Origin of the sequence: Phytobacter diazotrophicus, from assembly GCF_052061655.1 — a bacterium.
GTDB classification, from domain to species: domain Bacteria; phylum Pseudomonadota; class Gammaproteobacteria; order Enterobacterales; family Enterobacteriaceae; genus Phytobacter; species Phytobacter diazotrophicus.
The window spans coordinates 1,130,945-1,155,107 of the sequence record NZ_CM125428.1 but is presented as its reverse complement, the minus strand read 5'-3'; the positions used below and the strand labels follow the sequence as shown (position 1 = coordinate 1,155,107).

22 protein-coding genes are annotated in these 24,163 nt (G+C 56.2%); 12 read left to right on the top strand and 10 right to left on the bottom strand.

The features are described from left to right. Positions 1-60 precede the first annotated feature (60 nt). The 4 genes from ACS0RQ_RS05555 to mltB all read right to left on the bottom strand — a co-directional run bounded on the left by ACS0RQ_RS05555 (position 61) and on the right by mltB (position 3,800). Positions 61-939 (bottom strand): metal ABC transporter substrate-binding protein, encoded by an 879-nt coding sequence (locus tag ACS0RQ_RS05555; protein WP_271850073.1) that lies wholly within the window; start codon positions 937-939, stop codon positions 61-63. Further along, complete coding sequence (locus tag ACS0RQ_RS05550) at positions 939-1,802, bottom strand: metal ABC transporter permease (RefSeq protein WP_271850009.1); 864 nt, start codon at positions 1,800-1,802, stop codon at positions 939-941. Before ACS0RQ_RS05550 ends, ACS0RQ_RS05555 begins: the two co-directional genes overlap by 1 nt. Further along, the gene (locus ACS0RQ_RS05545) at positions 1,799-2,476 is read right to left on the bottom strand and encodes a metal ABC transporter ATP-binding protein (protein WP_271850010.1); all 678 of its coding nucleotides are present in this window, start codon (positions 2,474-2,476) and stop codon (positions 1,799-1,801) included. Before ACS0RQ_RS05545 ends, ACS0RQ_RS05550 begins: the two co-directional genes overlap by 4 nt. 226 nt (positions 2,477-2,702) lie before the next feature. Beyond that, positions 2,703-3,800: a lytic murein transglycosylase B gene (mltB, locus tag ACS0RQ_RS05540; RefSeq protein ID WP_172600622.1), complete on the bottom strand. Its 1,098-nt coding sequence runs from the start codon at positions 3,798-3,800 to the stop codon at positions 2,703-2,705. Positions 3,801-4,068: 268 nt separating this feature from the next. Here mltB and srlA point away from each other — a divergent pair, with 268 nt between their 5' ends. From srlA to gutQ, 7 genes are all read left to right on the top strand, one after another. Further along, complete coding sequence (gene srlA / locus ACS0RQ_RS05535) at positions 4,069-4,632, top strand: PTS glucitol/sorbitol transporter subunit IIC (RefSeq protein ID WP_039077628.1); 564 nt, start codon at positions 4,069-4,071, stop codon at positions 4,630-4,632. Continuing rightward, positions 4,629-5,600: a PTS glucitol/sorbitol transporter subunit IIB gene (srlE, locus tag ACS0RQ_RS05530; protein WP_271850011.1), complete on the top strand. Its 972-nt coding sequence runs from the start codon at positions 4,629-4,631 to the stop codon at positions 5,598-5,600. The genes srlA and srlE overlap by 4 nt, the downstream gene beginning before the upstream one ends. A gap of 10 nt (positions 5,601-5,610) precedes the next feature. Continuing rightward, positions 5,611-5,973 (top strand): PTS glucitol/sorbitol transporter subunit IIA, encoded by a 363-nt coding sequence (gene srlB, locus ACS0RQ_RS05525; protein ID WP_271850012.1) that lies wholly within the window; start codon positions 5,611-5,613, stop codon positions 5,971-5,973. Between the two features lie 17 nt (positions 5,974-5,990). Then, positions 5,991-6,770 (top strand): sorbitol-6-phosphate dehydrogenase, encoded by a 780-nt coding sequence (gene srlD, locus ACS0RQ_RS05520; RefSeq protein ID WP_271850013.1) that lies wholly within the window; start codon positions 5,991-5,993, stop codon positions 6,768-6,770. 180 nt (positions 6,771-6,950) lie between these two features. After that, on the top strand, positions 6,951-7,310 hold the full coding sequence (gutM, locus tag ACS0RQ_RS05515) for a transcriptional regulator GutM (RefSeq protein WP_039077632.1): 360 nt from the start codon (positions 6,951-6,953) through the stop codon (positions 7,308-7,310). A 67-nt stretch (positions 7,311-7,377) separates the two neighbouring features. After that, on the top strand, positions 7,378-8,151 hold the full coding sequence (gene srlR / locus ACS0RQ_RS05510) for a glucitol operon DNA-binding transcriptional repressor SrlR (RefSeq protein ID WP_271850014.1): 774 nt from the start codon (positions 7,378-7,380) through the stop codon (positions 8,149-8,151). After that, positions 8,144-9,106: an arabinose-5-phosphate isomerase GutQ gene (gutQ, locus tag ACS0RQ_RS05505; protein ID WP_271850015.1), complete on the top strand. Its 963-nt coding sequence runs from the start codon at positions 8,144-8,146 to the stop codon at positions 9,104-9,106. The genes srlR and gutQ overlap by 8 nt, the downstream gene beginning before the upstream one ends. Here gutQ and norR read toward each other — a convergent pair. Then, positions 9,103-10,620: a nitric oxide reductase transcriptional regulator NorR gene (norR, locus tag ACS0RQ_RS05500; RefSeq protein WP_271850016.1), complete on the bottom strand. Its 1,518-nt coding sequence runs from the start codon at positions 10,618-10,620 to the stop codon at positions 9,103-9,105. The two genes, gutQ and norR, sit on opposite strands and share 4 nt — an antisense overlap. Before the next feature lie 179 nt (positions 10,621-10,799). On the opposite strand from norR, the gene norV reads away from it, so the two are divergent. Both norV and norW read left to right on the top strand, forming a co-directional pair. Continuing rightward, positions 10,800-12,248, top strand: coding sequence for an anaerobic nitric oxide reductase flavorubredoxin (gene norV, locus ACS0RQ_RS05495; protein ID WP_271850017.1), 1,449 nt, complete (start codon positions 10,800-10,802; stop codon positions 12,246-12,248). Then, a complete protein-coding gene (norW, locus tag ACS0RQ_RS05490; RefSeq protein ID WP_271850018.1) occupies positions 12,245-13,378 on the top strand; it encodes an NADH:flavorubredoxin reductase NorW in 1,134 nt (377 codons plus the stop codon). The genes norV and norW overlap by 4 nt, the downstream gene beginning before the upstream one ends. 177 nt (positions 13,379-13,555) lie before the next feature. Here norW and hypF read toward each other — a convergent pair whose 3' ends face one another. The 4 genes from hypF to ACS0RQ_RS05470 all read right to left on the bottom strand — a co-directional run bounded on the left by hypF (position 13,556) and on the right by ACS0RQ_RS05470 (position 19,672). Continuing rightward, a complete protein-coding gene (gene hypF, locus ACS0RQ_RS05485) occupies positions 13,556-15,787 on the bottom strand; it encodes a carbamoyltransferase HypF (RefSeq protein WP_271850019.1) in 2,232 nt (743 codons plus the stop codon). A 7-nt stretch (positions 15,788-15,794) separates the two neighbouring features. After that, complete coding sequence (gene fdhF, locus ACS0RQ_RS05480) at positions 15,795-17,945, bottom strand: formate dehydrogenase subunit alpha (RefSeq protein WP_071194743.1); 2,151 nt, start codon at positions 17,943-17,945, stop codon at positions 15,795-15,797. 34 nt (positions 17,946-17,979) lie between these two features. Then, on the bottom strand, positions 17,980-18,525 hold the full coding sequence (hydN, locus tag ACS0RQ_RS05475; protein WP_039077640.1) for an electron transport protein HydN: 546 nt from the start codon (positions 18,523-18,525) through the stop codon (positions 17,980-17,982). Positions 18,526-18,658: 133 nt separating this feature from the next. After that, complete coding sequence (locus tag ACS0RQ_RS05470) at positions 18,659-19,672, bottom strand: LacI family DNA-binding transcriptional regulator (protein ID WP_222556365.1); 1,014 nt, start codon at positions 19,670-19,672, stop codon at positions 18,659-18,661. 253 nt (positions 19,673-19,925) lie between these two features. Here ACS0RQ_RS05470 and ascF point away from each other — a divergent pair, with 253 nt between their 5' ends. Together ascF and ACS0RQ_RS05460 are read left to right on the top strand one after the other, a co-directional pair. Further along, the gene (gene ascF / locus ACS0RQ_RS05465; RefSeq protein ID WP_271850020.1) at positions 19,926-21,374 is read left to right on the top strand and encodes a PTS cellobiose/arbutin/salicin transporter subunit IIBC; all 1,449 of its coding nucleotides are present in this window, start codon (positions 19,926-19,928) and stop codon (positions 21,372-21,374) included. Between the two features lie 12 nt (positions 21,375-21,386). Next, positions 21,387-22,811 (top strand): 6-phospho-beta-glucosidase, encoded by a 1,425-nt coding sequence (locus tag ACS0RQ_RS05460; RefSeq protein WP_271850021.1) that lies wholly within the window; start codon positions 21,387-21,389, stop codon positions 22,809-22,811. Positions 22,812-23,106: 295 nt separating this feature from the next. On the opposite strand, the gene hycI is transcribed toward ACS0RQ_RS05460, so the two are convergent. Continuing rightward, positions 23,107-23,580, bottom strand: coding sequence for a hydrogenase maturation peptidase HycI (hycI, locus tag ACS0RQ_RS05455; protein WP_334633403.1), 474 nt, complete (start codon positions 23,578-23,580; stop codon positions 23,107-23,109). 235 nt (positions 23,581-23,815) lie between these two features. Here hycI and hypA point away from each other — a divergent pair, with 235 nt between their 5' ends. Next, positions 23,816-24,163, top strand: a complete 348-nt coding sequence (hypA, locus tag ACS0RQ_RS05450; protein ID WP_271850022.1) for a hydrogenase maturation nickel metallochaperone HypA — start codon at positions 23,816-23,818, stop codon at positions 24,161-24,163.

Genomic DNA, 24,163 nt, shown 5'->3' with positions numbered 1-24,163 from the left:
GCGGTGACGAATTTACGAGGAGGCTTCAGAAAAAAGCCAGCTTTCGCTGGCTTAGAGAGGTTATTTCATGCTGTTAGCGATGGTTTCAACATTGTGGCGAAACGCTTTGACGTATGAGTCCGCCACGCCCCCTTTTTTGCTCAGCGCCTCAGGATAGAGCTCTCCGCCAGGCTGTGCGCCGGTCGCGCTGGCAATCTGTTTGACCAGGCGCGGATCAAGCTGGTTTTCCATAAACCAGGTATGCACGCCGTCGGCTTTAATCTGCTTAATCAGCTCAGCCACCTGCTGCGCGCTGGCTTCACTTTCCGAAGAGATACCCTGCGGGGCCAGGAACGTTACGCCGTACGCCCGGCCAAAGTAACCAAACGCGTCATGGCTGGTCAGCACTTTGCGTTTCTCTTGCGGTACCGCGTCAAACTGGTTTTTCGCCCAGCTATCGAGCTGCTGAACCTGCTCAATATAACGCTGGCCGGTCGCCTTCAGCGCCGCTTCATCCTGAGGATCGGCTTTGATGTACGCCGCAAGAATATTCTTCGCATAGAGCGCGCCGTTAGCCGCACTGTTCCAGGCATGCGGGTCAGTCACAGTTTTGCCGTCTTCTTCCAGCGTATGAGTCGAAACGCCCTCAGAAGCGACAACCACAACCCCTTTAAAGCCAGACGCTTTGACCAGCCGGTCCAGCCAGCCTTCCAAACCCAGACCGTTAACCACCACCACATCGGCCTTATTGAGCAACGCGCTATCTTTGGCGCTCGGCTCGAAGGTATGCGGGTCGCCATCCGGCCCGACCAGCGTAGTGACTTTCACATGATCGCCACCGGTTTTGGCGGCGATATCCCCCAGTATCGAGAAACTGGCGACCACGTTTAATGTTTTCGCCATGACACTTTGCGTCATCAGCCCAAGCGCTAATGCCAGAACCACACCTGCCTTTTTCATCATGTCTCCTTGCCTGTTTTTTGTGCGCGTAAGGTGCTGCGCACGCCGAATAAGATGGAAAAAATAAACACGACGCTCGCGCTCAGGACGATAGATGGCCCTGCCGGTAGCCCAGCCATCCACGAAAGACTCAGACCAAACCATGCGCACAGCGCGCCGCTAACGCCTGCAAATAAAAGCAGTCCAGGGAGTGTCCGCGCCCAGCATCGTGCCGCTACCGCCGGTAAAATCATTACCCCCACCGCCATTAATGTGCCCAGCACCTGAAACCCGGCCACGAGGTTTAACACCAACAGTGCCAGAAACAGGCTGTGGAGCAGCGCGGGAAGTCGTGGCGCGTTAATCTGCAAAAAACTGCTGTCAAAGGCTTCACTCACCAGTCCGCGATAAAACAGCGCCAGGCACAGCAGCGTCAGGCTGGCGACGCCCGCGACAAACAACGCCGCGTCCTGATCGACCGCCAGGACCGAGCCAAACAGTAAATGCAGCAGGTCAACGTTTGAACCACGCAGCGAGACCAGCGTCACCCCCAGCGCCAGTGACGCGAGATACAAACCGGCAAAGCTGGCGTCCTCTTTGAGCGGCGTACGTCGGCTGATGATCCCGGCCACCAGCGCCACGATAATTCCGGCAAAAAAACCGCCCAGACTCATCGCCAGTAAAGACATGCCGTTAAGTAAGTAGCCTGCCGCCACGCCCGGTAAAATCGCGTGCGAGAGCGCATCACCCATCAGGCTCATACGCCGCAGTTGTAAAAAGACACCCAGCGCCGTGGTGCTAACGGATAAAGCCAGACACACCACCAGCGCGCGGCGCATAAAGCCGAACTCAATAAACGGCTGGAAAAAGAGATGCCATATCATGCCAGGCACGCTCCGCTGTTCTGCGTCAGGGTCACGTCAGTCGCCCCCCAATGAGCGCTTTCTGTATCCAGACGCAGCGTCTGGGGGAAGTAGCGTTTGACACGTTCGCTATCGTGCAACACGGCGAGGATGGTTTGCCCCTGCTGATGCATATCGACAATCTGCTCCATCAGCACCTGGCTTGTGGCCTCATCAATGCCGGTAAAGGGTTCATCGAGCATGACGAGCGGCGCATGCTGTAACCACATGCGGGCAAAAAGCATGCGCTGAAACTGACCACCGGAGAGGGCTTCAATGGTGGTTCGCGCCATCATCAGCAGCCCCACCCGCTCCAGCGCTTCAGCAACATGCGCTCGGGCCTGGCGATTGAGACCGCGAAACAGCGAGATACGCGGCCAGGCACCCATGCTGACCACATCCTGCACCGTTATGGGAAAATGCGGGTCCAGCGTCTGCCGCTGTGCCAGCCAGCCGATAACCGGGCGTGAAGGCATCCAGCGCAGCGTGCCACTGACCGGCGGCAGTATGCCTGCCAGCGTTTTGAGTAACGTCGATTTGCCGCAGCCATTGGCCCCGACAATCGCGGTCATGCTGCCGGCTTCAATGACACCGCACAGAGAGGGGGTAATGGCGCGCGAGCCGTAGCCCGCTACCAGATGATCAAGCTCAATCATGCCAGCGCCACCGACCATGCCGTAAGCAGCCACAGCGCAACTAACAACGCCGCAGCCAGTCCAAGCCGGACCGCGCTGGCGCAGGAGAAAAGGGTTACATCCATCATCACCGAACCTTCATAATGTTATAACATAACAATAATCAGAAGCGGTGATGAAGTAAACGGGAATTTATCGGGTGAATGCGTCGAAATGTTTCAACCCCTCCCGCAGGAGGGGCTGACAATTAGCGAACGCGCGCCAGCGCAACCGCCTGACCAAGCTGCCAGACGGCCATCGCGTAGTGCGTGCTGCTGTTGTAACGGGTGATGGTGTAGAAGTTGGGTAAGCCGTACCAGTACTCATAATTGGTGCCAACATCCAGGCGCAACAGGCTGGCCTGTTGGTGGTTCCCCAACGGTTGCTGCGGCGTTAAACCCGCTGACGCCAGTTGTGCCACGCTGTAGTTGGTTTTAAAGCCATTCGCCAGCCCCGGAGCCTGGCCATTAGCAGGCACCGCCACCAGATCGCCTTTCACCCAACCATGTTCTTTAAAGTAGTTTGCCACGCTGCCGATGGCATCGACAGGATCCCACAGATTGATATGCCCGTCGCCATTAAAATCAACGGCATATTGTTTGTAAGACGACGGCATAAACTGACCGTAGCCCATCGCACCGGCGAACGAACCTTTCAAATCGAGCGGATCATCACTTTCATCTCGCGCCATTAGCAGGAACGTTTCCAGTTCGCTGGAGAAATACGCGGCGCGGCGTGGATAGTCGAAGGAGAGCGTCGCCAGCGCATCAAGGATACGCGTTTTGCCCATCACGCGGCCCCAGCGGGTTTCCACGCCGATAATGCCAACGATAATTTCCGGCGGTACGCCGTAGACCATCCATGCGCGATTCAGCGCGTCTTCATATTGATTCCAGAACGCCACGCCGTTTTGCACGTTATCCGGAGTGATGAACTGGCTGCGATAGCGCAGCCATGCGCCATTCGGCCCAACCGGTGCCGGGCCGGTAGGTGCCTGGCGGTCCATCAGGCGCAGCACGTAATCGAGTCGCTTCGCTTGAGAGAGAATTTCGTGTAACTGCTGACGGTCAAAGCCGTGTTTGCTCACCATCTCATTGATGAACTGCTCCGCCGCCGGGTTATTGGCGAAGTCGCCGCCCATTGCCATCACATTATGCTGCGGCTTGAGCAGGAAACCGCCAGAGGGTTCCGCAGGTTGACCGGTAATCACACCGTCGGTAGATGCTGCGGTTTGATGAGGTTTGCTGCTGCAGGCGGCAAGTAAAACGAGCGCAGGGAGGAGCGCTGCGTAACGACGCTTAAACATGGGACATCCATTTAACAATTCATTCAACCAGGAGGAATTATGGTAAAGCATGCGGGCTTCCACAAGGAAGCGGCTTCCATGTTTCTTCTCTCTCCTCTTATCTGAAATGCCGCGTTTGTCTTCACTTCACACCTTCCACTTACCAAAAACTTTCACAATGATCATTTTATCTTTCATATTGAGATCTAAATAACACTTTTTAACCTTTCATAATGATTATTATAAGACCCAGTTTTGCAACAACGAGAAAACCCTACAGGAGAGAACAATGATCGAAACCATTACTCATGGTGCCGAATGGTTCATCGGGCTGTTTCAGAAAGGCGGGGTTGTGTTTACCGGGATGGTGACCGGTATTCTGCCGCTGCTGATAAGTCTGCTGGTTATCATGAACGCACTGATCAATTTCATTGGTCAGCACCGTATTGAACGGCTGGCGCAGCGCTGCGCTGGCAATCCGGTGACCCGCTATCTGCTGCTGCCGTGCGTGGGCACCTTTGTTTTCTGCAACCCGATGACGCTCAGTCTCGGACGCTTTATGCCGGAACGTTACAAACCCAGTTATTACGCCGCCGCCTCTTATAGTTGCCACTCAATGAATGGCTTGTTCCCCCATATCAATCCCGGCGAATTGTTCGTCTATTTAGGCATCGCCAACGGCCTGACTACCCTCGGTTTGCCGCTGGGGCCGCTTGCCGTGAGCTACCTGCTGGTTGGTCTGGTCACTAACTTCTTCCGTGGCTGGATTACCGATCTGACGACCGCGATTTTCGAGAAAAAAATGGGCATTCAGCTTGAGCAGAAAGTACAACTGGCAGGAGCAACATCATGAGCCGCATTGTGATTGAAAAAGGTACCGGCGGCTGGGGCGGCCCACTGGCACTCGATCCCACCGCGAACAAGAAGATCGTCTATATCACGGCCGGAACGCGCCCGGCGATCGTCGACAAGCTGGCACAAATGACCGGCTGGGAAGCGGTGGATGGCTTTAAAGAGGGGGAACCGGCAGAAGCGGAAATCGGCGTTGCAGTCATCGACTGCGGCGGTACGTTACGCTGCGGCATTTACCCGAAACGACGCATTCCCACCATCAATATCCATGCCACCGGCAAGTCAGGCCCGCTGGCGCAGTACATCCTGGAAGATATCTATGTCTCTGGCGTAAGAGAAGAAAATATCTACTGGCAGGACGGCGAGTTGCCCCGTACACCGGCACAACGCGAAGCCACTGTCCGTGATTATGACACCAGCAAAAAAATCACCGAGCAGAGCGATGGTCTGCTGGCCAAAGTTGGCATGGGTATGGGCTCAGCCGTCGCTGTACTGTTCCAGGCCGGGCGCGACACCATCGATACGGTGCTGAAAACTATCCTGCCGTTTATGGCATTCGTCTCGGCACTTATCGGGATCATTATGGCCTCCGGTTTGGGTGACTGGATAGCCCACGGCCTGGCCCCCCTTGCCAGTCATCCGTTAGGGCTGGTGACGCTGGCGCTGATTTGTTCCTTCCCGTTGCTGTCACCGTTCCTCGGCCCAGGGGCGGTCATTGCTCAGGTTATTGGCGTGTTGATTGGTGTGCAAATCGGTCAGGGAAATATCCCACCGCACCTTGCCCTGCCAGCCCTGTTCGCCATTAACGCCCAGGCCGCATGTGACTTTATCCCCGTTGGGCTTTCCCTGGCAGAAGCACGCCAGGACACCGTTCGCGTCGGCGTGCCGTCTGTACTGGTTAGCCGCTTCTTAACGGGTGCGCCAACGGTGCTTATCGCCTGGTTTGTTTCGGGCTTTATTTATCAATAAGAGGTTGCTCATGAGCGTGATTTATCAAACCACCATTACTCAGATTGGCGACTGCGCACGCGACGCGCTTAGCGACCGGATGCTGATTACCTTCCGGGAAGGCGCGCCCGCCGATGTGGCTGAGTTTTGTTTTATCCACTGTCATGGCGACTTTTGCGGACAGCTTAAGCCTGGCGCCCGCTTCGAGTTGGGCGGTAAGCAGTATCCGGTTACCGCCGTCGGTGAGGTGGCAGAGCTGAATCTGCGCGAGCTTGGCCATATTACCCTGCGCTTCGATGGACAGACGCAGGCGGAATATCCCGGCACGGTGCACGTCGCAGGTGACGTGCCGGAAAGCATTAACCCTGGTTGCACACTGAAATTTGTCGCTTAAGTCGTAAGGAGAAAAGTATGAAACAGGTTGCCGTTGTCATTGGTGGGGGACAAACACTCGGGGCGTTCCTCAGCCGTGGGCTGGCCGCAGAGGGCTATCGCGTGGCGGTAGTGGATATTCAAAGTGATAAGGCCGCAACCGTGGCACACGAAATTAACGCGGAGTTCGGTGAAGGAGTAGCCTACGGTTTTGGCGCGGATGCCACCAGCGAGCAGAGCGTACTGGCGCTCGCCCGTGGCGTTGATGAGATTTTTGGCCGCACGGATTTGCTGGTCTATAGCGCGGGGATTGCCAAAGCGGCGTTTATCAGCGATGTGCAACTCGGGGATTTTGACCGCTCATTGCAGGTCAATCTGGTGGGCTATTTCCTGTGTGCCCGTGAGTTTTCCCGGCTGATGATTCGCGACGGGATTAAGGGGCGCATTATTCAGATCAATTCGAAGTCTGGAAAAGTGGGCAGTAAGCACAACTCGGGCTATAGCGCGGCGAAGTTTGGCGGCGTGGGCCTGACACAATCCCTGGCGCTGGATCTCGCGGAATATGGGATTACGGTTCATTCGTTGATGCTGGGCAACCTGCTGAAATCACCGATGTTCCAGTCCCTGATCCCGCAATATGCCAGCAAACTGGGGATTGCCGCCGATCAGGTAGAGCAGCATTACATTGATAAGGTTCCGCTTAAACGTGGCTGTGATTATCAGGATGTGCTGGATGTGCTGCTGTTTTACGCAAGCACGAAGGCCTCTTACTGTACCGGGCAATCAATCAATATTACCGGCGGGCAGGTGATGTTCTGAACCGGGTGGCCTGATGCCTTCCGCCCGTTCCTGAGGGCATCCCCCGGTGGCGCTACGCTTACCGGGGCTACCAAACCGTAGCCTCTCCCACAGGGAGAGGGAGGAAACCGGGCACCACCCGGCACATAAACCGTAACCCGGATAAAGCGCTCGCGCCGCCATCCGGGAAAAGGAGACATGATGGTTTCTGCACTCATCACCGTAGCTGTCATCGCCTGGCTCAGCCAACTGGCACTGGGCGGCTGGCAGATTCGCCAGTTTAACCGCGCCTTTGATGCTCTCTGCCAACAAGGGCGCGTTGGCGTCGGGCGCTCTGGCGGACGTTTCAAACCGCGCGTTATCCTTGCGGTTGCCTTCGATAAACAAGACCGCGTCACCGATACGTTGCTCATGCGCGGACTCACCGTTTTCGCCAGACCCGCAAAAATCGACGCCCTGCTCGGCATGAAACGTGAGGAATTAGAGCCTGATGTGATCTTTCCCCATGATCCGGGCTGTCAGAATGCTCTATTATTGGCGCTTAAATTGAAACATGGATAATTTCGTTGTGAACGCAATGAGCTTGCGAAATTATCATTTTGCAACTTAACGCAGGATAAAAGCGCCCATGAAACCACGTCAGCGGCAGGCAGCCATTCTTGAGCATCTGCAAAAGCAGGGAAAATGTTCTGTTGAAGAGCTGGCAGCACACTTCGACACCACGGGCACCACCATACGGAAAGATTTAGTGGTGCTGGAACACTCCGGCGCGGTCATCCGCACCTATGGCGGTGTCGTGCTCAATAAAGACGAAGCCGATCCCCCGATCGACCATAAGACTCTCATCAACACCCTGCAAAAAGGGCTGATTGCCGAAACCGCCGTGGGCTTTATTCAGGATGGCGATTCCATCATTCTCGACGCGGGCAGCACCGTGCTGCAAATGGTTCCTTTACTGAGCCATTTCAATAACATCACCGTGATGACCAACAGCCTGCATATCGTCAATGCGCTATCCGAACTCGATAACGAGCAAACCATCCTGATGCCGGGCGGAACCTTTCGTAAAAAATCCGCCTCCTTTCATGGGCAACTGGCGGAAAACGCCTTCGAGCATTTCAGCTTCGACAAACTGTTTATGGGTACCGACGGCATCGATTTGAATGCAGGGGTCACCACCTTCAATGAAGTTTTCACCGTCAGTAAAGCCATGTGCAACGCGGCACGGGAAGTGATCCTGATGGCGGATTCGTCCAAATTTGGCCGCAAAAGCCCGAACATTGTGTGCAGCCTGGAAAGCGTCGATAAATTAATCACCGATGCCGGGATCCCGGCAGATTTTCGCGCCGCACTGGAAGAGAAAGGGATTGAAGTGATCTTAGCCGGAGAAAAAAATGAGTGAGCTTTTACTGAACACCGCACGTCAGACGCTGCTGCTAGAGTTGCAAGAAGCCAGCCGCCTGCCGGAGCGTCTGGGCGAGGCGTTTTTACGTGCCGCTGATGCCATTATTCATTGCCGGGGCAAAGTGATTGTCTCGGGCATTGGTAAATCCGGACATATTGGCAAAAAGATTGCCGCCACCCTCGCCAGCACTGGCACCCCTGCCTTCTTTGTCCATGCGGCAGAAGCCCTGCACGGCGATTTAGGGATGATTGAAAGCCGCGATGTGCTGCTCTTTATCTCCTATTCCGGATCGGCTAAAGAGCTGGATCTGATCCTGCCGCAGTTAAAGGAACGGTCGGTGACCGTGCTGGCCATGACCGGCAAATCTTTGTCGCCGCTGGCACTGGCGGCAGACGCAGTGCTGGATATTTCCGTTGAACGTGAAGCCTGCCCAATGTTGCTGGCCCCTACCTCCAGCACCGTCAATACATTGATGCTCGGTGACGCGCTGGCCATGGCCGTGATGCAGGCGCGCGGCTTTAACGAGGAAGATTTTGCCCGTTCACACCCGGCAGGGGCGCTGGGTGCGCGTCTGCTCAACAAGGTCCATCACCTGATGCGTAAAGAAGATATCCCCCATGTACGCATTGACGCCACGGTAATGGACGCGATGCTGGAACTTAGCCACACGGGGATGGGGATGGTGGCCGTCTGCGGTGACGCGGAGGAGATTCTGGGTATCTTCTCTGATGGCGACCTGCGACGCTGGCTGGTTGCAGGCGGTGCGCTGGATGCAAACATCAGTGACGCGATGACGAAAGGGGGCATCACCCTTAACGCCGGGAGCCGCGCTATCGATGCCAAAGAAGTGCTGATGAAACGCAAAATCTCCGCGGCTCCGGTGGTGGATGACAGCGGTAAACTGGTTGGCGCGATTAACCTGCAGGCCTTTTATCAGGCCGGAATTATTTAATCCTTCAATCCCAGACGTTTCGCCAGCCGATGCAGGTTGGCGACGTCCATCTCCAGCAGCCGCGCACTGGCTGCCCAGTTATACTGGCTTTGTTCCAGCGCCCGGCGAATGGCGGTACGCTGAAAATTATCGGTCGCTTCCCGCAAATTTTGTCTCTCCACGGGCAATGTCTGCGCGGTGACACCACTCTGTTCCGGCTCATCGCTCAGCGCAAAATGGCGCGTTTCCAGTACGATGTCATCCCCGCTTCGCGTACCGCGCGCCAGCACAATCGCACGGTGAATAGCATGTTCCAGCTCACGCACATTTCCCGGCCAACGGTACGCCAGCAGATGCGCCCGCGCACCGGGGCTAAGCACGACACGACCAAGGCCAAGACGCAGGCGGCACTGCTCGCAAAAATACCCCGCCAGTAACACCACATCCTCACCGCGTTCACGCAGCGGCGGGACAACCAGCGGAAAGACGCTCAGGCGGTGAAACAGGTCAGCGCGAAAACGCCCGGCCAGTACCTCTTCGCGCAGATCGCGGTTGGTGGCGGCCAGCACGCGTACATCCACCCGCAGGCTGCGATCATCCCCGACACGCTGAATATCGCCGTATTGCAATACTCGCAGCAGCTTGGCCTGCAGCGCCAGCGACAGCTCGCCAATCTCATCCAAAAACAGCGTGCCTTTATCGGCCATTTCAAACTTGCCGCTACGGTTGCTGATGGCCCCGGTAAACGCCCCTTTCACATGGCCAAACAGTTCGCTTTCCGCCACGCTTTCCGGCAGTGCCGCGCAATTCAGATAGACCAGGGCGTCTGCCGCGCGGGGCGAGTTTTCGTGGATAGCTTTTGCCACCAGCTCCTTACCGGTGCCGGTTTCACCGCTTATCAGCACGTTCAAATCGGATCCGGCGACAATCTCTATCTCTTTTTTAAGCTGCGCCATGCCCTCCGAAAGACCGATCATTTCGGTGTGCGCGACCTGTTCAAAGGTTGTCGGCAGGCCGGGCGCCATGTTCTGGCTTTCGAGCTTTTCAATCAGCAAAGCATTGTTGAGCGCCCCTGCCGCCAGCGCCGCAATCAGACGCAGTTCTTCATCGCTAAAGCTATCGAACTGATCCGGCGCCATGCCATCCAGAGTGAGCGCGCCAATCAGGCTCTGCCCGGCAAACAGCGGTAAGCCCACACAGGCGTGGACTTTCAGGCTCTCCTGGCCGGGGATCAGCCCGTCATAGGGGTCCGGTAATGCGCTGTCGGCAGGGAAGCGCACCACATCCCCGGCGCGGGCAATCGCCTCCAGCCGCGGGTGCCCTTCCAGCGTAAAGCGCCGCCCCAGCACATCCTGGGCCAGGCCATCAATCGCCAGTGGGATAAATTGCCGTGCCTCATAGCGCAGCAGCGCTGAAGCGTCACACTCCAGCACCTGACGCAGGGTGGTAATCAGGCGCTGAAAACGGTCGGCATGGCCTATGCCGCTCTGTAATTCAATGGCGATACCCGCCAGCACGTTCACGGAAAAACTCATCGTCGCCTCGCAGTCATTTTGACAATGCAGGTTGTCATAATGACCGTCTTTTTCATAGTCTTTTTGACTACCCATCAGGGGTTAAATAAAAATAAATTTATATAAATCAATAAAATAAAAACTGGCACGCATCTTGAAATAGCTATGACATCTTATTTAATACAGAACAGGTAAGCAAAATGACTATTCACGTAAAAAATAACATTCATTGGGTTGGGCAACGTGACTGGGAAGTTCGTGATTTCCACGGTACCGAATACAAAACACTGCGCGGCAGCAGCTACAACAGCTATCTCATCCGTGAAGGCAAAAACGTACTGATTGATACCGTCGATCATAAATTCAGTCGCGAGTTTGTGCAGAACCTGCGCGCGGAGATCGACCTCCACGCCATTGACTACATCATTATCAACCACGCGGAAGAAGACCACGCGGGCGCACTCACCGAACTGATGTCCTGGATTCCGAATACCCCGATTTATTGCACCACCAACGCCATCGACTCCATTAACGGTCACCACCACCACCCGGAGTGGAATTTCCGCACCGTGAAAACCGGCGACGCACTGGATATCGGCAACGGCAAACAGCTTATCTTCGTCGAAACGCCGATGTTGCACTGGCCGGATAGCATGATGACCTATATGACCGGCGATGCCGTGCTGTTCAGTAACGACGCCTTCGGCCAGCACTACTGTGATGAGCGCCTGTTCAACGACGAAGTGGACCAGACCGAACTGTTCGAGCAGTGCCAGCGTTACTACGCCAACATCCTTACACCGTTCAGTCGCCTTGTGACGCCAAAAATCACCGAGATCCTTGGCTTCAACTTGCCGGTGGAGATGATTGCCACTTCCCACGGTGTGGTATGGCGCGAAAATCCGACGCAGATCGTTGAGCTGTACCTGAAATGGGCCGCGGATTATCAGGAAGACCGTATCACCATTTTCTACGACACCATGTCGAACAACACTCGCATGATGGCAGACGCGATTGCGCAGGGCATCAATGAAGTTGACCCGAACGTGGCGGTGAAAATTTTCAACGTCTCCCGCAGCGACAAAAACGACATTCTGACCAACGTCTTCCGCTCCAAAGGTGTGCTGGTCGGCACGTCCACCATGAACAACGTGATGATGCCGAAAATCGCTGGCCTGGTCGAAGAGATAACCGGCCTGCGTTTTCGTAACAAACGTGCCAGCGCTTTCGGCTCCCACGGCTGGAGCGGCGGCGCGGTGGATCGTCTGTCCACCCGATTACAGGATGCGGGCTTTGAGATGTCGCTGAGCCTGAAAGCCAAATGGCGCCCGGATATCGATGCGCTGGAACTCTGCCGTCAGCACGGTCGGGACATTGCCCGCCAGTGGGCGCTCGCTCCGCTGCCAACACCGCTTAACACTACACCTGTTGAGGAGTCCGCCTGCGCCTGTGCTGCGAAAGCCGCCGCTGATTCAGGCCCGTCTATGCAGTGCAGCGTCTGCCAGTGGGTTTACGATCCGGCAAAAGGCGAACCCATGCAGGATGTCGCGCCAGGAACCGCCTGGTGTGATGTGCCGGATAATTTTCTTTGCCCGGAATGTTCGCTTGGCAAAGAGGTCTTCGATGTGCTGGCAACGGAGGCAGTATGAGCGCAGGTATTGTGATTATCGGGTCGGGCTTTGCCGCCCGCCAACTGGTAAAAAACATCCGCAAGACCGACACCACCACGCCGCTGACGCTGATTGCCAGTGACAGTATGGATGAGTACAACAAGCCGGATCTGAGCCATGTCATCAGCCTTGGACAGCGCGCCAGGGATCTCACCCGCCAGTCGGCGGGGGATTTCGCCGAGCAGTTCAACCTGCACCTGTTCCCCCACACGCGGATGACGGCGCTGGATGCTGAGGCGAAAGCCATCAAAAGTGCAGATCAACAGTGGCAATACGACAAGCTGGTGCTGGCAACCGGGGCCCGTGCGTTTGTTCCGCCCGTCGCAGGCAGCGAACTGATGCTTACCCTTAACAGCCAGCAGGAGTACCAGGTCTGTGAAGCGCAACTGCGTGACGCGCAGCGGGTGCTGATTATCGGCGGCGGGTTGATTGGCAGCGAACTGGCAATGGATTTTTGTCGCGCGGGGAAAGCAGTGACGCTGGTGGATAGCGAAGCCAGTATTCTCTCTTCGCTGATGCCGCCAGAAGTGAGTAGCCGTCTGCAGCACCGACTGACCGGGATGGGCGTGCATCTTCTGTTGAAATCACAGCTTATGGCGCTTGAGAAAACAGAAACGGGCATCCGCGCCACGCTGGACAGGCAGCGCGATATAGAAGTAGATGCGGTGATTGCCGCGACCGGCCTGCGTGCAGAGACCGGGCTGGCCCGGAGCGCCGGGCTGACGGTCAATCATGGGATTTGTGTGAACAGTTATCTGCAAACCAGCAATCCGGATATTTATGCGCTCGGCGACTGTGCGGAGATTGACGGTAAGCTGCTGCCGTTCCTGCAGCCGATTCAGCTTAGCGCCATGTATCTGGCGAAAAATCTGTCTGGCGTGGCTGTGCCGCTTAAGCTGCCTGCCATGCTGGTGAAGGTCAAAACGCCTGAAATGCCGTTGCATCTGGCAGGCGAGACCGCACGCCGCGATTTGAACTGGCATATCACCACCGAAGCCCAGGGTATGGTCGCCCGCGGCCTGAACGATGAAGGGCAGTTGTGCGCTTTTGTGGTGAGCGAAGATCGGATGAAGGAAGCGTTCGCGTTGTTAAAAACGCTGCCCGTTTGAGAGCCGTAATAAAACCTGTGACCATTCCCGGATGCGGCGCGTCGTACCGAAGCGCCAGCGGGAGTCAGTGCCCGATGCGAGCACGATCGGTCTCCTCTCCCTTGAGGGAGAGGGTTGTTGGATACGCCGCAAACCCCTCGTAGCCCCGGTTAGCGCAGCGCCACCGGGGACGATGCCTCACCCCTGCGCCAGACACCGCGCGGCGGCGATAACCCCCTGCCCCAACGCGATTGCGCCATCGCCTGCAGGAAAACGCTGCGGGAAGAGCAACGTATAATCCGCAAGATAATGCGATAAACGGGCTTTCAGCAGACGGTTATGCAACACACCACCGCCAAAAGCGAGCGTGGTAATCTGCCGCGCATCCGCCTGCTTACGCACAAGCTGCGCCAGCCCGCACGCCAGCGCGTCGTGAAACGCCCAGGCGCGTTGTGCGGCCGGAGCCTGCCACGCCAGCCATTGCTGCCAGAAGGTGGCTAAATCAAGCTGATTGCCCTTAAGCGGCAGCGTGACCGGGTGCGTAACATCCGCACCGCGCATCGCCAGCGCTTCCAGTCGGCAGGCCGCCTCCCCTTCATAGCTCAAATGTAGCGGCGCGCAGTCCAGCGCACAGGCAACGGCATCAAACAGTCGCCCGGTCGACGACGCCAGCGGCGCGTTGATATTGCGCGCGATGGCCCGCGCCAGCACAGGCCAGTTCTGCCGTTGCAGCACGGCGGTTTCCGGGAAATTTTGCCAGTCAGGGACAAACGCCAGCATCTGTGCCAACAGGTTGCGCCACGGCTGGGTTGCCGCCAGATCGCCGCCGGGGAGCGCCACGGCGGGCAACCCACCCAAATGCTCAACCTCGCGATAATTCACGCGCAGGCATTCGCCCCCCCACAGCGCGCCGTTCTCCCCCATGCCGATACCGTCCAGCGCCAGGGCAATCACATCTCCCCCGTCGCGTGGCCAGCCATGCTCTGCAAGCGTTGCCGCGATATGTGCGTGATGGTGCAACACGGTGTGCTGCGAAAGCCCCGTCTCCTGTGCCCAGTGGGTGGCGCGATAGCCCGTGTGCGCGTCGGCGACCACCTGCTGTGGGGTAAAGTCATAAATCGTCTGCATCAGACGCAGGGCGTTACGCCACTGTGTCTCTACCCCTTCATCGGTTAAATCACCGAAATGCTGACTTAACACGGCGCTGTCATCCCGCACCAGGCAGAAGGTGTTTTTCATATCCGCCCCCAGACACAACATGGGCGGGATATGGTGAAATCCGGGCGGCAGTTGCACGGCATCCGGCACGTAACCACGCGAGCGGCGTAACATTTCGCCGCTCTCGCGTATCACCGAATCGTCCATACGCTGCACAATATCGCGGTTGTGCAGCAGAAACCCGTCCGCTATCTCTGCCAGGTCGTCAAGCGCCTGGCGATTTGTCAGCGCAGGCGGCTTGCCGCTCAGGTTGCCGGACGTCATCACCAGCGGGCGCTGCAACGCCTGGGCTAACAGATGTTGTAACGGATTGGCGGGCAGCATCACCCCCACCTCATCAAGCCCCGGAGCAATAGCCGGGCACAGTTCTGGCAGCAACGTTTTCGCCACCAGCACGATGGGTGCCGCGGGTGTGGTCAGCAAACGGGTGGCCGCCTCGCTCAGGCCGCTTGCTGAGGGGAGCATCACCGCCAGCGGTTTCGCCGGGCGATGCTTACGGGCGCGCAGATGCTCCACCACTGTCTGTCGCTGTGCGTCACATGCCAGATGAAAACCGCCTATACCTTTCAACGCAACGATACCGCCGGATTTGAGCAGCGCAATGGCGGCCTGTAGCGCCGCCTCGCCGGTCAACTGCTGTTTTCCGCTGCGCCACTCAAGCTGCGGGCCGCACGCCGGGCAGGCAACGGGCTGGGCATGAAAACGGCGGTCAGCCGGATGGCGATACTCCGCCTCGCAGGCAGGGCACAGGGGAAATGCCGCCATCACGGTGTAGGGGCGGTCATAAGGCATGGCGTGAATAATGGTGAAACGCGGGCCGCAGTGGGTACAGTTGATAAATGGGTAGCGATAGCGACGTTCTGTCGGGTCATTCATCTCCGCCAGACAGGCAGGACAGGTGGCGGCATCGGGCACAATTTGCGTATTCATCGTGCCGCCCGCGCTCTCGCGGATAGTAAAACTGAGCGGCGCTTGTGGCCACTGATAGGGCGTAACCTGCGTATTGTCAATGCGCGCCAGCGGCGGGCATTGCTGATACAACAACGGGAGAAAACGGCGTTCATCGCCCCATAAGCGTACTTCGACGCCCTGGGCGTCATTACAGACATCACCGGTGAGATTGAGCTGTTGCGCCAGTTGCCAGACAAAGGGGCGGAAGCCCACCCCTTGTACTTTTCCATAGACGCGAATACAAACGCCGTTGTGGGTCATCGTTTATTTATTGCAACGCTGCATGCCGCAAGCGTGTCTTCATCTGCTGATAGGTCGACTGAGTGTACTCCTCGGCCCAGGCCTGATCGTTGATCGCACTCACCCGCACCGCGCAATATTTGGTTTCCGGTGTTTTAGAGATGGGATCAAGATTATCCTGCGTCAGTTCATTACACGCGCCAATCCACCATTGATAAGTCATGTACACGCAGCCGGTATTAACACGCTCATTAACATCGGCACGGCTGATGACTTTCCCCCTGCGTGACTCCACCCACACCAGTTGCCGGTTTTTAATCCCTAGCTGTGCGGCATCGTGCGGATTTATCTGCACGAAACCCGGCTCATCCGCGAGCGTTTGCAACGCCGCACAGTTACCGGTCATTGAGCGACAGGAGTAATGGCCGACTTCGCGCACGGTGCTGAGTACCAGCGGGAAGTCCGCGTCCGGCACCTCGGCTGGGGCACGCCATGGCGCGGCGAACAGCAGGCCTTTCCCGTCCGGAGTATCGAATTTGTTATCTTTATACAGATAACGCGTTCCCGGATGATCCAGCGTCGGGCACGGCCACTGAACGTGTCCCATATCGCCCATTTTTTCGTAGGTTACGCCGTAGAATAGCGGGCACAGCTCGCGCATTTCGTCCCAGATTTGCTGGTTATTGTCGTAATGCATCGGGTAGCCCATTTCGGTAGCGATAAGGCTGATAATCTCCCAGTCACGCTTGACGTCATATTGCGGTTCGATGGCTTTTTCGAAACGCTGGAACCCGCGATCCGCGCAGGTAAAGACGCCGCCGTGCTCGCCCCAGGAGGTGGCAGGCAGCAGCACATCCGCCTGTTCCGCGGTCTTGGTCATAAAGATGTCCTGTACGACCACAAAATCCAGCGCCTCAAAGCCTTTGCGCACCAGGCTGAGATCGGCTTCGGTCTGCAACGGATCTTCACCCATGATGTAATAGGCTTTAACTTTACCTTCCAGCGCCAGATGCGGCACCTCGGTGATACGCACGCCGACTTTGTCATCCATTACCGCCGGATCGATCCCCCAGGCTTTGGCGAATTTGGCGCGGACATGCGGATCAACCACATCCTGGTAGCCAGGGAACTGGTTCGGGATCACGCCCATGTCGCAGGCACCCTGCACGTTGTTCTGCCCACGCACCGGGCCGACGCCGACGTTCTCACGCCCGAGGTTACCGGTCAGCAGCGCCAGGCTCGAAAGCCCTTTTACCACGTCCACCGCCTGACCAAATTGCGTAACGCCCATCCCCCACATAATGGTGGCGGTCGGCGCGGCGGCATAAGTACGCATTGCTTCACGGACCTGGCGTGCCGGAACCCCCGTCAGATGTTCAACCGCTTCCGGCGCATAGTCTTTGACGATTTCCCGATAGGCATCCAGCCCGGTGGTGAAGTTCGTAACGTAGCGCTGGTCGTAGAGTTTTTCTTCCAGCAGGACATAACCAAAGGCGTTCACCAGCGCCATGTTGCAGCCGTTTTTGAGCTGTAAATGCTGGTCGGCGATGCGTGCGGTTTCGATGCGGCGCGGATCGCAGACGATAATTTTCGCCCCGTTCTGTTTTGCTTTGACCACCCTTCTTGCCACAATTGGGTGCGAATCGGCACAGTTGTAGCCAAAGACAAGCAGGCAACGGGAGTTTTCGATATCGCCGATGGAGTTACTCATTGCGCCGTTGCCCAGGGTTTGCTGTAACCCGGCAACGGAAGGACCGTGGCAAACACGTGCGCAGCAGTCGACGTTATTGGTATGTAAGACCCCACGGGCAAATTTCTGCATCACGTAGTTGGTCTCATTGCCGGTGCCGCGAGATGAACCGGTGGTCATAATGGCGCGGGGGCCGAACTTAGCTTTGATTTCACTGAGCCGTTTTGCGGTATAGCGAATGGCCTCCTGCCAGCTCACCGGGGTGAGTTTACCGCCGCGCTCATAGCGGATCATCGGTTGTGTCAGGCGAGGCGTCAGCAGTTTGGTATCGTTAAGAAAATCCCAGCCGTAGTAGCCTTTCAGGCAGAGTTCATTCTGGTTGGTTTCCCCGTCCGCCGCTTCGGCACGGATAATTTTGCCATTATCCACGACCAGTTTCAGTTTGCAGCCAGCGCCGCAATAGGGACATACGCTCGTAATTTTTTTCATCAGTAACAGACCTGTTAAAAGTGAAAGTTATTTTTTAAAAACCCAGCGACACGGCACTTTCCAGCGCAGTGCGACGACGTTTCTCTTCGCTCATGTGTTCCAGTATTTCCCGATCGACGCAGACCAGCGCCTTGGTCGGACATACGGAAATACAGGCCGGACCACTTTCGTGTTGGTAGCATAAATCGCATTTGTTGGCTTCGGCCTTCTGCCCGGACATGGTCAGGCCGATGCCGTTATGGCGAACGACCGGGCGGACCACGACCTCCATGGCACCGTAGGGACAGGCAACCACGCAGGTTTTGCAACCAATGCAGCGTTCCTGCATGACATGAACAAACCCTTTGTCGCGGCTGATGGCGCCATTCGGACAAACATTGGCGCAGGGTGCGTCTTCACACTGGCGGCAGAGTGTTGCCGTCGATACGTTGACGCCTTTGATAACGTGAATGCGGGGTAAAAAGGTTTCAGGGGTAAGGGCCGCACAGTCCTGTTGTTCCTGATGTGAGACCACACAGGCAACTTCACAGGTGCGACAGCCAATACATTTACTGGCATCCGCCATAATAAAACGGTTCATCGTCTTCTCCAGCAATGAGTTTCATCACGCCGGATATACACGTTTCATGCCAGTTATTATGTTCTTGTTATTTATCAGATTTTATAAGGTGACATTCTGTCATCGACAGAAGTGACGATGACAGTTGACGAGGTTAGCGTGTGGGGCCTGGAATGAGTGAGTCACGTAACATTAATTCGCCAAGAAATGGCTGGTGGTAATTAAACTCACCGCCATCAAGCATAAAAATTAACCGCTCGATGGTTTCTTTAATCATCTCCGTGACCGGGATTTTAACGCTGGAGAGTGCGGGAATAACATACGGGGCAATGGCAATGTCATCAAATCCAATAACCGAAACCTGCGTGGGTACAGCGATTCCCCGCTCATCCAGTCTCTTCATGGCGCCAATCGCCATATCATCATTGCTCGCCACCAGCGCACTAAAACTGACACCCTTTGCCAGCAGCGTTTCCACGCCTGCCGCCCCGCTTTCCGGTGACCACTTCCCTTGTACAATCAAATCATTACGTAACGCAATGCCGTGCTGCGCCAGGGCGTCTTTATAGCCAGAAAGCCGCTCAATACCGGTCGGGGAATCCAGCGAGCCGGTAATAAATGCAATATCCTGATGCCCCATCGCAATTAATGTCGCCACCGCGTTAAAGCTGGAGGCTTTTTGATCGCACCAGACACAGTGGCTGCTGTTTTTACGTAATCGACGATTAAGCACCATAATGGGCTGACTGTGGCTTTTGACGATAGTGTCCATTTCATCGACGCTTAAAAAGCGCGGATAAATAATGATCGCATCGCATTTTAAATCGAGCAGATATTGAATCGCTTCGCGCTCTTCTTCAGCGCTGTGTTTACCGTCCGCCAGAATTAAACGCCGCCCCTGATCTTCGGTCATCCGCGCGGCATGAAACAGCAGCTCGCTAAAATAGACCCCGTGATACAACGTGTTGGTAACCACCAGCCCCAGCGTTTGCGTTTTGTTCGTCGCCAGACTGCGCGCCAGCAGGTTCGGGCGATATCCGCTCTCTTCGATCGCCTGAAACACCCGGTCTTTGGTCTCCTGGCTGACGTAGCCGTTGCCCGATAGCACACGGGAGACTGTCGCCTTCGACACCCCTGCCCGCTTTGCCACCTCAAGCATTGTGGTCATGTTGCTTATCCGTTTGATTTCGATGCCATGCAGTGTACTTCACCCGCTAAAGAATGTCGCAACGGGATAAAAGCGGTCAAAAAATATTAAGCGATCATCATCACAAAAATAGATAAAGATGAATTTTTGATCTTGTTTGAATACATGAAACTCATCATGATTTTGTGGAACCGGTTTCCTATATGATGTTTCATTGCCTGCGTAAAACAGAGCAATGAAGCCGTACCTTATTGATAAAACAGGATATAACCCGATGTCGAAGAATTATGCGGCGCTTGCCGGCTCGGTGGTGAACGCGTTAGGTGGTGTTGACAACATCGCTGCCGTCACCCATTGCATGACGCGTCTGCGCTTCGTGGTGAAAGACGACGCCAAAATTGACAGCGCGACGCTCAAAGGCATTAGCGGCGTTATGGGCGTGGTACGCAACGACAGCCAGTGCCAGGTCATCATCGGTAATACGGTGTCGCATGCCTATCGTGAAGTGGTGGCATTGCTGCCCGGCGATATGCAGCCCGCTCAACCGGTCGGTAAACAGAAGCTGACCCTTAAGCGCATTGGCGCAGGTATTCTCGATGCGCTGATCGGCACCATGTCACCGCTGATCCCGGCGATCATCGGCGGCTCGATGGTCAAACTGCTGGCGATGGTGCTGGAAATGTCCGGCCTGCTGCCAAAAGGTTCTTCAACGCTCACTATTCTGACGGTGATTGGCGACGGTGCCTTCTTCTTCCTGCCGCTGATGGTGGCCGCGTCTGCCGCCGTGAAATTTAAAACCAATATGTCGCTGGCGATTGCCATTGCGGGCGTGCTGGTACATCCAAGCTTTATCGAGCTGATGGCGAAAGCCGCGCAGGGTGAGCATGTGGAGTTCGCGCTGGTGCCGGTGACGGCGGTGAAATACACCTACACCGTGATTCCGGCGCTGGTGATGACCTGGTGTCTGTCGTATATCGAACGTTGGGTGGACAAAATTACCCCGGCGGTGACCAAAAACTTCCTGAAACCGATGCTGATTGTGCTGATTGCCGCACCGCTGGCTATTGTGCTGATTGGCCCGCTGGGGATCTGGATTGGTAGCGCCATCTCCGCGCTGGTCTACACCATTCATGGCTATCTGGGCTGGCTGTCCGTTGCCATTATGGGTGCCCTGTGGCCGCTGCTGGTGATGACCGGGATGCACCGCGTATTTACTCCCACTATCATTCAAACCATTGCCGAAACAGGCAAAGAAGGCATGGTAATGCCGTCAGAGATTGGCGCTAACCTGTCGCTCGGCGGCTCGTCGCTGGCGGTGGCGTGGAAAACAAAAAACCCTGAACTGCGTCAGACTGCCCTTGCGGCAGCGGCTTCGGCTATCCTGGCCGGTATCTCTGAACCGGCGCTGTACGGCGTGGCTGTTCGCCTGAAACGTCCGCTGATTGCGAGCCTGATAAGCGGCTTTATCTGCGGCGCCGTCGCGGGGATTGCCGGGCTTGCCAGCCACTCCATGGCGGCGCCTGGTCTGTTTACCAGCGTACAGTTTTTCGATCCGGCTAATCCAATGACCATTGTCTGGGTATTCGGCGTGATGGCGCTGGCGGTGGTGCTCTCCTTTGTTCTGACGTTGCTTCTCGGTTTTGAAGATATCCCGGTGGAAGCAGAGGCGCAGAAACCGCAGGCGGCAAACACAGCCGTTGTTCATGAAGCCCGGGCGCAATAAGCGAGGTAACGCATGTCTGTATTTCCGAAAGGATTTTTATGGGGCGGCGCCATTGCCGCCAACCAGGCCGAAGGGGCGTATCTGGAAGGCGGTAAAGGGTTAACCACCGTCGACACCATTCCCCACGGCGCGAACCGTCTGCCGGTGAAACTCGGTCTGGAAAAACGCTTCACTTTGCGTGAAGACGAATACTACCCCAGCCATCAGGCGATCGATTTCTATCATCGTTACAAGGAAGATATCGCGCTGATGGCGGAGATGGGCTTCACCGTCTTTCGCACCTCGATCGCATGGAGCCGCCTTTACCCGCAGGGTGATGAGCTGACGCCGAACGCCGAGGGCATCGCGTTTTACCGCGACATGTTCGCAGAGTGCAAAAAGTACGGTATCGAACCGCTGGTGACACTGTGCCACTTTGATGTACCGATGCATCTGGTTACCGAATACGGTTCCTGGCGTAACCGCAAGATGGTGACGTTTTTCACCCGCTACGCCCGCACCTGCTTTGAAGCCTTTGATGGTCTGGTGAAATACTGGCTAACCTTTAATGAGATCAACATCATGCTGCATAGCCCATACTCCGGTGCCGGGCTGGTGTTTGAAGAGGGCGAAAATCAGGACCAGGTAAAATATCAGGCGGCGCACCACGAGCTGATTGCCAGCGCACTGGCGACCAAAATCGCCCATGAGGTGAACCCGGAAAATCAGGTGGGCTGCATGCTGGCAGGCGGCAATTTCTATCCCTACTCCTGCAAGCCGGAAGATGTGTGGACGGCGCTGGAAAAAGATCGGGAAAACCTGTTCTTTATTGATGTGCAGGCGCGCGGTGCCTATCCAGCCTACGCGGCCCGCGTGTTCCGCGAAAAAGGCGTCAGCATTGTAAAAGAAGCGGGCGACGACGAGATCCTGAAAAATACCGTCGATTTTGTATCATTCAGCTATTACGCCTCGCGCTGTGCTTCTGCCGAAATGAATGCGCAAAATACCTCGGCGGCCAACATCGTCAAATCGCTGCGTAACCCGCATATTCAGGTAAGCGAATGGGGCTGGGGCATTGACCCGCTAGGCCTGCGTATCACGATGAATATGATGTATGACCGTTACCAGAAACCGCTGTTTCTGGTGGAGAACGGGCTGGGTGCAAAAGATGAATTCAATGCCCAGGGTGAAATAGAAGACGATTACCGTATCAGCTACCTGCGCGAGCATATCCGTGCCATGGGAGATGCCATTGAAGACGGTATTCCGGTGATGGGTTACACCACCTGGGGATGTATCGACCTGGTGGCGGCCTCCACCGGTGAGATGAGCAAGCGCTACGGGTTTATCTATGTCGACCGTGATGACGCAGGTAACGGTACGCTGGAGCGTAAGCGCAAAAAATCGTTCTGGTGGTACAAAAAAGTGATTGCCAGCAACGGGGCAGATTTGGACTAAGCGCTGGCGGCGATTTTCCTGGCCGGGAGCGCGGGTCGCCAGGGGGGCGGTGAGCCACCCTGGCACGTTCACGGGTTCTGTCGCGACAGTAAAGCAAGAAACATAAGGTGAACGGAATGACCATCAGAGCCGCATCTTCCCCCTCACCCTGGCCTTCTCCCTCAAGGGAGAGGGGACCGTTCGTGCTCGCATTTTTGTGGGGATTCCTCACCCCACAGGGCGAGGTGACTATTTCGTGCGGCCTGAACGTCTGGTAGCCCGGATCAGGCGCTTGCGCCGCATCCGGGATGGCCAACTACTCCTCTTCCCCGGCTTCCAGCAGCGCAAACCCACCGTTACCCTGCCAGGTGGCAAGGCGTGCATAGACAGTTTCGACGGCCTCTTTTACCGGGGGCGTCATCGGGTAATAAAAGCCGACGATATCCGGCTGAATACCGAGGAAAATCACCTCGCCCACATCCTCTTTTAACTGATCTATCAGGTAATTAAGCGGCATATTATGGGTGGTCATCAGGAACATCTCGGCAATATCGTCCGGATCGACAATACGAATCTCGCCAGGGATAAGCCCCATGTCTGTCGCATCGACAATCAACAGCCTGTCGGGGCGAAGTTCGCGGATCGCGACGACGTCGTTTTCCGGCGCGCTACCACCGTCAATCACCTGCCAGTTTCCGGGCGGAGTCGCCGCACACATCTCCGCCAGCAGCGGGCCAGCGCCATCATCCCCCATCATGCTGTTCCCCACACAGAGCAATACGTCCGTCACGTTCTCTCCTCGCCACCCGCTGGTGGTGTTTACCCGATCAATAGATGTTGCCTGGTCATTTTTGACGTCCGGGAAATGCGCGATCGTCATTTTCGTCATCAATGGAATGCCCGAAGCTATCAGCGGCGGCTATTTTGCCGGAAAACAATGCATTAACGCCTTGATCCTCACCGCAATAAAGCGAATAACCCTGGCACCGTAATTGCAACACGCGCCTGATTAATGAGGAGGCAGTATGCATGAAATTACCTTGTGCCAGCGTGCGCTGGAGATTATTGAACAACAGGCGAAACAGCACGCCGCCAGGCGCGTAACTGAGGTCTGGATCAAAGTTGGCGCATTTTCTTGTGTAGAACCTGCCGCATTGACGTTTTGTTTTGATCTGGTCTGCCGTGGCACCCTGGCTGAGGGCTGTACACTGCACGTCGAAGAACAACAGGCGGAGTGCTGGTGCGAAAGCTGCCAGCAATACGTGACCTTACTAAGCCAGCACGTGCGTCGCTGCCCACAATGCAACAGCGACAATTTGCACATCGTCGCCGACGACGGCATGCAGATTCAGCGGCTGGAAATCGAGGAGTGA

What these genes read in the sequence shown, in the direction of transcription:
- ACS0RQ_RS05555 (WP_271850073.1), bottom strand. Translation starts at nt 939, where the DNA reads ATGAAAAAGGCAGGTGTGGTTCTGGCATTAGCGCTTGGGCTGATGACG.
- ACS0RQ_RS05550 (WP_271850009.1), bottom strand. Translation starts at nt 1,802, where the DNA reads ATGATATGGCATCTCTTTTTCCAGCCGTTTATTGAGTTCGGCTTTATG.
- ACS0RQ_RS05545 (WP_271850010.1), bottom strand. Translation starts at nt 2,476, where the DNA reads ATGATTGAGCTTGATCATCTGGTAGCGGGCTACGGCTCGCGCGCCATT.
- mltB (WP_172600622.1), bottom strand. Translation starts at nt 3,800, where the DNA reads ATGTTTAAGCGTCGTTACGCAGCGCTCCTCCCTGCGCTCGTTTTACTT.
- srlA (WP_039077628.1), top strand. Translation starts at nt 4,069, where the DNA reads ATGATCGAAACCATTACTCATGGTGCCGAATGGTTCATCGGGCTGTTT.
- srlE (WP_271850011.1), top strand. Translation starts at nt 4,629, where the DNA reads ATGAGCCGCATTGTGATTGAAAAAGGTACCGGCGGCTGGGGCGGCCCA.
- srlB (WP_271850012.1), top strand. Translation starts at nt 5,611, where the DNA reads ATGAGCGTGATTTATCAAACCACCATTACTCAGATTGGCGACTGCGCA.
- srlD (WP_271850013.1), top strand. Translation starts at nt 5,991, where the DNA reads ATGAAACAGGTTGCCGTTGTCATTGGTGGGGGACAAACACTCGGGGCG.
- gutM (WP_039077632.1), top strand. Translation starts at nt 6,951, where the DNA reads ATGGTTTCTGCACTCATCACCGTAGCTGTCATCGCCTGGCTCAGCCAA.
- srlR (WP_271850014.1), top strand. Translation starts at nt 7,378, where the DNA reads ATGAAACCACGTCAGCGGCAGGCAGCCATTCTTGAGCATCTGCAAAAG.
- gutQ (WP_271850015.1), top strand. Translation starts at nt 8,144, where the DNA reads ATGAGTGAGCTTTTACTGAACACCGCACGTCAGACGCTGCTGCTAGAG.
- norR (WP_271850016.1), bottom strand. Translation starts at nt 10,620, where the DNA reads ATGAGTTTTTCCGTGAACGTGCTGGCGGGTATCGCCATTGAATTACAG.
- norV (WP_271850017.1), top strand. Translation starts at nt 10,800, where the DNA reads ATGACTATTCACGTAAAAAATAACATTCATTGGGTTGGGCAACGTGAC.
- norW (WP_271850018.1), top strand. Translation starts at nt 12,245, where the DNA reads ATGAGCGCAGGTATTGTGATTATCGGGTCGGGCTTTGCCGCCCGCCAA.
- hypF (WP_271850019.1), bottom strand. Translation starts at nt 15,787, where the DNA reads ATGACCCACAACGGCGTTTGTATTCGCGTCTATGGAAAAGTACAAGGG.
- fdhF (WP_071194743.1), bottom strand. Translation starts at nt 17,945, where the DNA reads ATGAAAAAAATTACGAGCGTATGTCCCTATTGCGGCGCTGGCTGCAAA.
- hydN (WP_039077640.1), bottom strand. Translation starts at nt 18,525, where the DNA reads ATGAACCGTTTTATTATGGCGGATGCCAGTAAATGTATTGGCTGTCGC.
- ACS0RQ_RS05470 (WP_222556365.1), bottom strand. Translation starts at nt 19,672, where the DNA reads ATGACCACAATGCTTGAGGTGGCAAAGCGGGCAGGGGTGTCGAAGGCG.
- ascF (WP_271850020.1), top strand. Translation starts at nt 19,926, where the DNA reads ATGTCGAAGAATTATGCGGCGCTTGCCGGCTCGGTGGTGAACGCGTTA.
- ACS0RQ_RS05460 (WP_271850021.1), top strand. Translation starts at nt 21,387, where the DNA reads ATGTCTGTATTTCCGAAAGGATTTTTATGGGGCGGCGCCATTGCCGCC.
- hypA (WP_271850022.1), top strand. Translation starts at nt 23,816, where the DNA reads ATGCATGAAATTACCTTGTGCCAGCGTGCGCTGGAGATTATTGAACAA.